The 528-nt window shown below is 48.8% G+C and carries 2 tRNA genes and 1 rRNA gene; all 3 read left to right on the forward strand.

From position 1 onward, the window contains the following. The first annotated feature begins 39 nt into the window (after window positions 1-39). A tRNA-Ile gene (locus tag AC1DWB_RS37170) sits at window positions 40-116 on the forward strand. Between the two features lie 24 nt (window positions 117-140). Then, window positions 141-216: transfer RNA gene (locus AC1DWB_RS37175), tRNA-Ala, on the forward strand. A gap of 209 nt (window positions 217-425) precedes the next feature. Then, window positions 426-528: ribosomal RNA gene (locus AC1DWB_RS37180) — 23S ribosomal RNA — on the forward strand; the annotation flags it as partial.

Here is a 528-nt window from a genome sequence, read left to right on the forward strand (position 1 = left end):
ATTATGCTTCCGAAGTAACTTCACTTCGTGAAGTTTTGAGGGCCCTTAGCTCAGCTGGTTAGAGCGCACCCCTGATAAGGGTGAGGTCGGTGGTTCGAGTCCACTAGGGCCCACCATAGTTACTTTTAGTTTCATAYTTTGGGGCCATAGCTCAGCTGGGAGAGCGCCTGCCTTGCAAGCAGGAGGTCAGCGGTTCGATCCCGCTTGGCTCCACCAAAAACAATCTTATAGCAAGAAACTTCCAAGAATTATGTTGTTGCTTCATGGGAGCGGATGTGATAAGATAGCTCTTGCCGCTAAAAACGGTGAGCATCAAATGTAACACATTTTGTTCCTTGAAAACTGGATAGCGAAACGATAACGAGAACTAGAGCAATCTAGTGGCAATTGTGAGCTTGGAAACGATATTCCTTCGGGAAAATCGAGGATAAGCAAGTAAGAGCGCACGGAGGATGCCTAGGCACTAGGAGCCGAAGAAGGACGTGGCGAACGACGAAATGCCTCGGGGAGCCGTAAGCAGGCTTTGAT

The sequence above is a fragment of the Paenibacillus sp. P4_E11 genome (assembly GCF_056401635.1).